General features: G+C 77.0%; 6 protein-coding genes. 4 read left to right on the forward strand and 2 right to left on the reverse strand.

Translation table 11 applies throughout. The features are described from left to right. Positions 1–172: 172 nt before the first annotated feature. Positions 173–688 carry an Asp23/Gls24 family envelope stress response protein gene (locus ATM99_RS00580; protein WP_082131576.1) on the reverse strand — a complete coding sequence of 172 codons (516 nt, stop codon included), beginning with the start codon at positions 686–688 and terminating at the stop codon, positions 173–175. A 190-nt stretch (positions 689–878) separates the two neighbouring features. Between ATM99_RS00580 and ATM99_RS00585 the strand changes: the two genes are divergently transcribed. The 3 genes from ATM99_RS00585 (at position 879) to ATM99_RS00595 (ending at position 2,672) form a co-directional block, all read left to right on the forward strand. Next, positions 879–1,463: an RNA polymerase sigma factor gene (locus ATM99_RS00585; RefSeq protein ID WP_062101021.1), complete on the forward strand. Its 585-nt coding sequence runs from the start codon at positions 879–881 to the stop codon at positions 1,461–1,463. Then, positions 1,454–1,921 carry a hypothetical protein gene (locus ATM99_RS00590; protein WP_062101022.1) on the forward strand — a complete coding sequence of 156 codons (468 nt, stop codon included), beginning with the start codon at positions 1,454–1,456 and terminating at the stop codon, positions 1,919–1,921. The genes ATM99_RS00585 and ATM99_RS00590 overlap by 10 nt, the downstream gene beginning before the upstream one ends. A gap of 124 nt (positions 1,922–2,045) precedes the next feature. Further along, positions 2,046–2,672 (forward strand): hypothetical protein, encoded by a 627-nt coding sequence (locus ATM99_RS00595; protein ID WP_062101023.1) that lies wholly within the window; start codon positions 2,046–2,048, stop codon positions 2,670–2,672. A 112-nt stretch (positions 2,673–2,784) separates the two neighbouring features. Here ATM99_RS00595 and ATM99_RS00600 read toward each other — a convergent pair whose 3' ends face one another. Beyond that, the gene (locus ATM99_RS00600; RefSeq protein WP_062101024.1) at positions 2,785–3,534 is read right to left on the reverse strand and encodes a hypothetical protein; all 750 of its coding nucleotides are present in this window, start codon (positions 3,532–3,534) and stop codon (positions 2,785–2,787) included. Between the two features lie 79 nt (positions 3,535–3,613). Between ATM99_RS00600 and ATM99_RS00605 the strand changes: the two genes are divergently transcribed. Next, positions 3,614–4,717 (forward strand): GNAT family N-acetyltransferase, encoded by a 1,104-nt coding sequence (locus tag ATM99_RS00605; protein ID WP_062101025.1) that lies wholly within the window; start codon positions 3,614–3,616, stop codon positions 4,715–4,717. The last annotated feature ends 55 nt before the right edge of the window (positions 4,718–4,772 follow it).

Consider the following 4,772-nt stretch of genomic DNA (forward strand, 5'->3'; position numbering starts at 1 on the left):
ACGGGGACGGGTGCCCAGGCCGGATCGCGCGGCGCGACCGGAACGGGCGGTGCGCCGGGCACGCGTGCCCCGGCCGCATCGGGCGACCCGGCGGTGGCGGGCGTCGACCGAGGGCCGACGTCCGCCCCGCCCGGGGGGACGACCCGGGGCGGGGCGTCCGGTCGGTCGGTGCTCATGCCACGCGGGGCTGCGGCTCGGGCTCGGGCTGCGGGTCGTCCTGCGGCAGGTGCACGTCGTTGACCGTGATGTTGACCTCGATCACGCGCAGCCCGGTCATGCGCTCGACGGACGTGATGATGTTGCGGCGCACGCCCTCGGCGAGGTCGACAACGGACACGCCGTACTCGGCGACGAGGTCGACGTCGATCGCGGCCTCCTGCTCGCCGACCTCGACGCTGATGCCCTGCGCGTGGTTGGTCGTGCCGCCGGGGATGCGCTCGCGCAGCGCGCCGAACGCACGGGCCGCGCCGCCGCCGAGGGCGTACACACCCGCGACGTCGCCCGCGGCGATGCCGGCGATCTTGGCGACGACGCCGTCGGCGATCGTCGTGGTGCCGTGCTCGGTCTGCAGCGGGGTCGAGCTCGCGACGCCGCCGCCGAGCGCGGTGTTGCCGCCGCGCGGGCCGCGGTTCGCGGGGCTCGGGGTGCTCGTGGTGGTCGACGTCGGCGTGCTGGTCTGCTCGGTCATCGTTCCTCCTGTGCTGGGCGTGCCGCTGGCTGCGGCCCGGTGGTGCCGGTCGGGTGCCGTGCGCTCGCCGCGCCGCGGGGGCGTGGTGCGCCGACACTGGGTGAGTGCCCGTTGCCGCGTCGACGTCACGGTCGACCTGCTGTGATCTCCATCACACCTCTCCTGGTGCGATCCGCCACCGGAGCGCGCGATGACACCGGCCGTCCCGGCACCCCCGGACGCGCCCGTCCCCGACGACGAGCTCGTCGCGCGCGCGGGCCTCGGCGACCACGCCGCGTTCGCCGAGCTCGTCGCGCGCCACGGCGCCGCGCTCTACCGCTACGCGCGCCGGATGCTCGGCTCCGCGCCCGACGCCGAGGACGCCGTGCAGGACGCGCTGACCGCCGCGTGGCTCGGCGCCGAAGGGTTCCGCGGCGCGTCGAGCGTGCGGACCTGGCTGTTCGGCATCCAGGCCAACTGCGTGCGCCGCGCGGCCCGCACGCGCACCCGCACCCCCGTCCCCGTGACGACCGACCCGGACGACGAGCGCACCGACCCGGCTCCCGCCGGCGACGACCCGGTGGAACACTTGCTCGCGACCGACCTGCGCGCCGCGCTCGACCTCGCGCTCGCGGACCTGCCGGGCCCGCAGCGCGCGGCGTGGCTCCTGGTCGAGGTCGAGGGCATGCCGTACGCGGACGCCGCGCAGGTGCTGGGCACGACGCACGCGGCGGTCCGGGGGCTGCTGGAACGGGCCCGCAGGACGCTCGGGAGGAGGTTCGAGACATGGCGGTGAACGACGGCGACGGCACGCGCCGCACGCCCGGCGACGACCTGCTCGACCTCGCGACGGCGCAGCTGCGCACCCACACCGACGACGGCTGGGTGTCGGTCGCGCCGCGCGTGCTCGCGTCCGCGCTGCGCGCGGTCCGGCCGTCGCAGCCCGTGCGGGGGCGTCACGCCGAGGGCGAGTACGTGGTCGCGGCCGACGTCCTGCGCACGTCGGTCCGCGCGCTGCTCGACCCGGACCCGCGCGTCCGGCTGCGTCGGCTCGCGCTGCGCACCGGGCCCGACGACGTGCTCGAGGAGGCGGTCGTCGAGGTCTCGGCCGCGTACCTGCAGCCGCTCGAGCCGCTGGCCGACGACGTGCGGCGCACCGTGGCCGCGCACCTGCGCGACGTGCTCGGCGACGCCGACCTGCCCGACGAGGTCGTGCGCGTCGACCTGCTGGTCACCGACGTCCACCGCACCTGACCCCGACGGCCTGCCGTCGACGCCGTGACGCCGAGCGTGCGGCGGCCGACCGTCCGCGCGGCCGACCGTCTGCGCCCGACCGCTCAGGCCCGCGGGGCCGCCACCGATGGGCAGGGGACAGGAGGTGGACGTGCAGGGCGTGCAGGCGATCACCGCGCGCATGGCCGCGATCGAGCAGGCCATCGCGACGGTCGGCGCTGCCCGGACACCGCCGCCCACGACGTCCGTCGCCACGCCCTCCGCCACCGGCACCGCGTTCGCGGCCGCGCTGGCCGCGGAGGTCGCCGGCACCGAGCGCACCACGGGCGCGGCACCCACCGGCACGCTGCCCGCGGTCGACGGCTTCACGCCCGAGCAGGTCGGCAACGCGGCCGCGGTCGTCGCGGCCGGGCGCGGCATGGGCCTGTCGCTGCGGGACCAGGCGATCGGCGTCATGACGGCGATCGGCGAGTCGTCGCTGCGCGTCGTCGACCACGGCGACGCCGCCGGGCCGGACAGCCGCGGCCTGTTCCAGCAGCGCGACAACGGCGCGTGGGGCACGTACGCCGAGCGCATGGACCCGACCGCGTCGGCGCAGAGCTTCTTCCGCGCGCTGCAGCGCGTCGACGGGCGGGACACGATGGCGCCGACGCTCGTCGCGCACGCCGTGCAGCGCAACGCCGACCCGCAGCACTACGCGCGGTCGTGGGACGCGGCGGTCCGGCTCGTCGCGCGACTCACCGGCACGACGCCCGCGCAGGTCGCGGGCTGACGCACCCCGCACGTCACGGGCAGACGCACCGCGCACGTCCGGCGGCGCCGGTCGCCGCGCACGACGCCGCGCCGGGCGACGGCGCGCACCCCCGCCCGCACGACCCACGCGGTCAGGCCGCGGCGACCTCGCGCACCCACGCGCCGTCGGCCTGCGCGCGGAAGCCGACGCGCTCGAGGTACGCGATCGCACCCGGCGGGGCGGTCGGCACGACGAGCCGGCGCAGCCCGTGCGCCGCGAACACGTCGGAGTGCCGGTACACGAACTCACCGGGCGTGAAGTCCCGGAACCGCGGGGTCACCCAGTCCAGCGCGACGACGCCCGTGCCGTCGCCGTCGTCGCGCACGAGCACGACGCCGACCGTCTCGTCGCCGCGCACGACGAGGAACGCGAGCTCGTCGCCGGGGGTGCCGGGCGTCGAGGGGTCGGGCACCTGCGCGCCGGCCACGGGGGCGGCGGGCGCGGACGAACCGGATGCGGACGAACCGGAGGCGGGCGCGCCGGGTGCAGACGCGCCCGGTACGGACGCACCGACGGCGGGCACGGTGCGGTGCCGCGCGACGTCGTCGGCGTGCACCGCGAGCACGTGCCGCAGGTAGGCGTCGTCGCGCGCGACCTCGACCACGGCGTACACCGCGGCGTCGGAACGCTCGCGGCGCAGGCGCCACAGCCAGTAGACGTCGATCACCGCGATCGCGCCGTTCATGGCCGCGAACGCCCAGATGCCGAAGACCGCGTTGTACGTGGTCGCGAGGACCGCGCCGACGAGGTTCATCACGCGGAACCGCCACACCCGCGCCTGCATGAGCGAGAGCACGACGAGGACCGAGCCGACCCACCCGACGATCTCCCACCACGGCATCCGAGCAGGCTAGGGCCCGGGGTCCGGTGCGGGCGGCAAACACGTCGACGTGAGACGCGCCGCGATGGATCGTGGACGCATGACCTCGTGGACCGTGCTGGAGCTGCCCGTACCGTCGTCGCTCGACGCCCCCGACGCGGCACTGCTGCACGGGCTCGTCGACGCCCAGAACGCGGTCGTGCGCGCGACGTGGGGCACCGACGACTTCACGACGACGGCGCGCCGGTCGCTGTCGCGGCTGCAGCACCAGGAGTACCAGCGGCGCGTCCGGCTGCTCGCGGTCGATCCCGCCGCCGACCCGGCCGACCCCGCGTCCGTGATCGGGTTCGCGTGCCTGGACCTGCCGCAGCGGGACAACACCCACACCGGGTGGCTCGAGGTGGGGGTGAGGCCCGAGCACCGCGCGACGGGGGTCGGCGCGGCGCTGCACGCGGCCGCGCTCGACGTGGCGCGCGCCGCCGGCCGCACGCACCTGATGGCCGAGACCGACCAGGCCACCGAGCCCGCGCCCGGCCCGGGCACGCTCGCCGCCCCGACGGGGGAGGGCCGGGTGTCCGCCGACGACGCGGGCGTGCGGTTCGCGCTCGCGCGCGGCTGGCGGCTCGAGCAGGTGGCCCGGCACTCGCGGCTCACGCTGCCGGTCGACGCCGCGGCGCTCGCGGCGCACCGGGCCGCTGCCGTCGCCGCCGCGGGGCCCGACTACCGCACCGTGACGTGGGACGACGCGACGCCCGACGCGTGGCTCGACGCGATGGCCGAGCTGCGCACGCGCATGAGCACCGACGAGCCGACGGGCGGGCTCGCGGTCGAGGAGGAGTGCTGGGACGCCGCGCGCGTGCGCGCGCTCGACGCGGAGTACACCGAGCGCGACGAGCACCGGCTGACGACGGCGGTCGAGCACGTGCCGTCGGGGCGGCTGGTCGCGTACTCGGGCTTCATGATGCCGCCGCACACGCAGGACTTCGTGTGGCAGGAGGACACGCTCGTGCTGCGCGAGCACCGCGGCCACCGCCTCGGCATGCTCGCCAAGGCCGTCCAGCTGCAGGCGCTCGTCGCGCGCCGCCCGCAGGTCCGCCGCATCAGCACGTGGAACGCTGAGGAGAACCGCTGGATGCTCGCGATCAACGTCGCGCTGGGCTTCCGCCCGGCGGGCGGCACGGGCGTCTGGCAGCTCCCCCTCTGAGGCGAGCCCGGTCTGACCACCGGCGCTCGCAACCCACGCTCACGCCCCCGGCGCA

This window comes from Cellulomonas sp. B6 (assembly GCF_001462455.1).
In the GTDB taxonomy this organism is placed as follows: domain Bacteria; phylum Actinomycetota; class Actinomycetes; order Actinomycetales; family Cellulomonadaceae; genus Cellulomonas.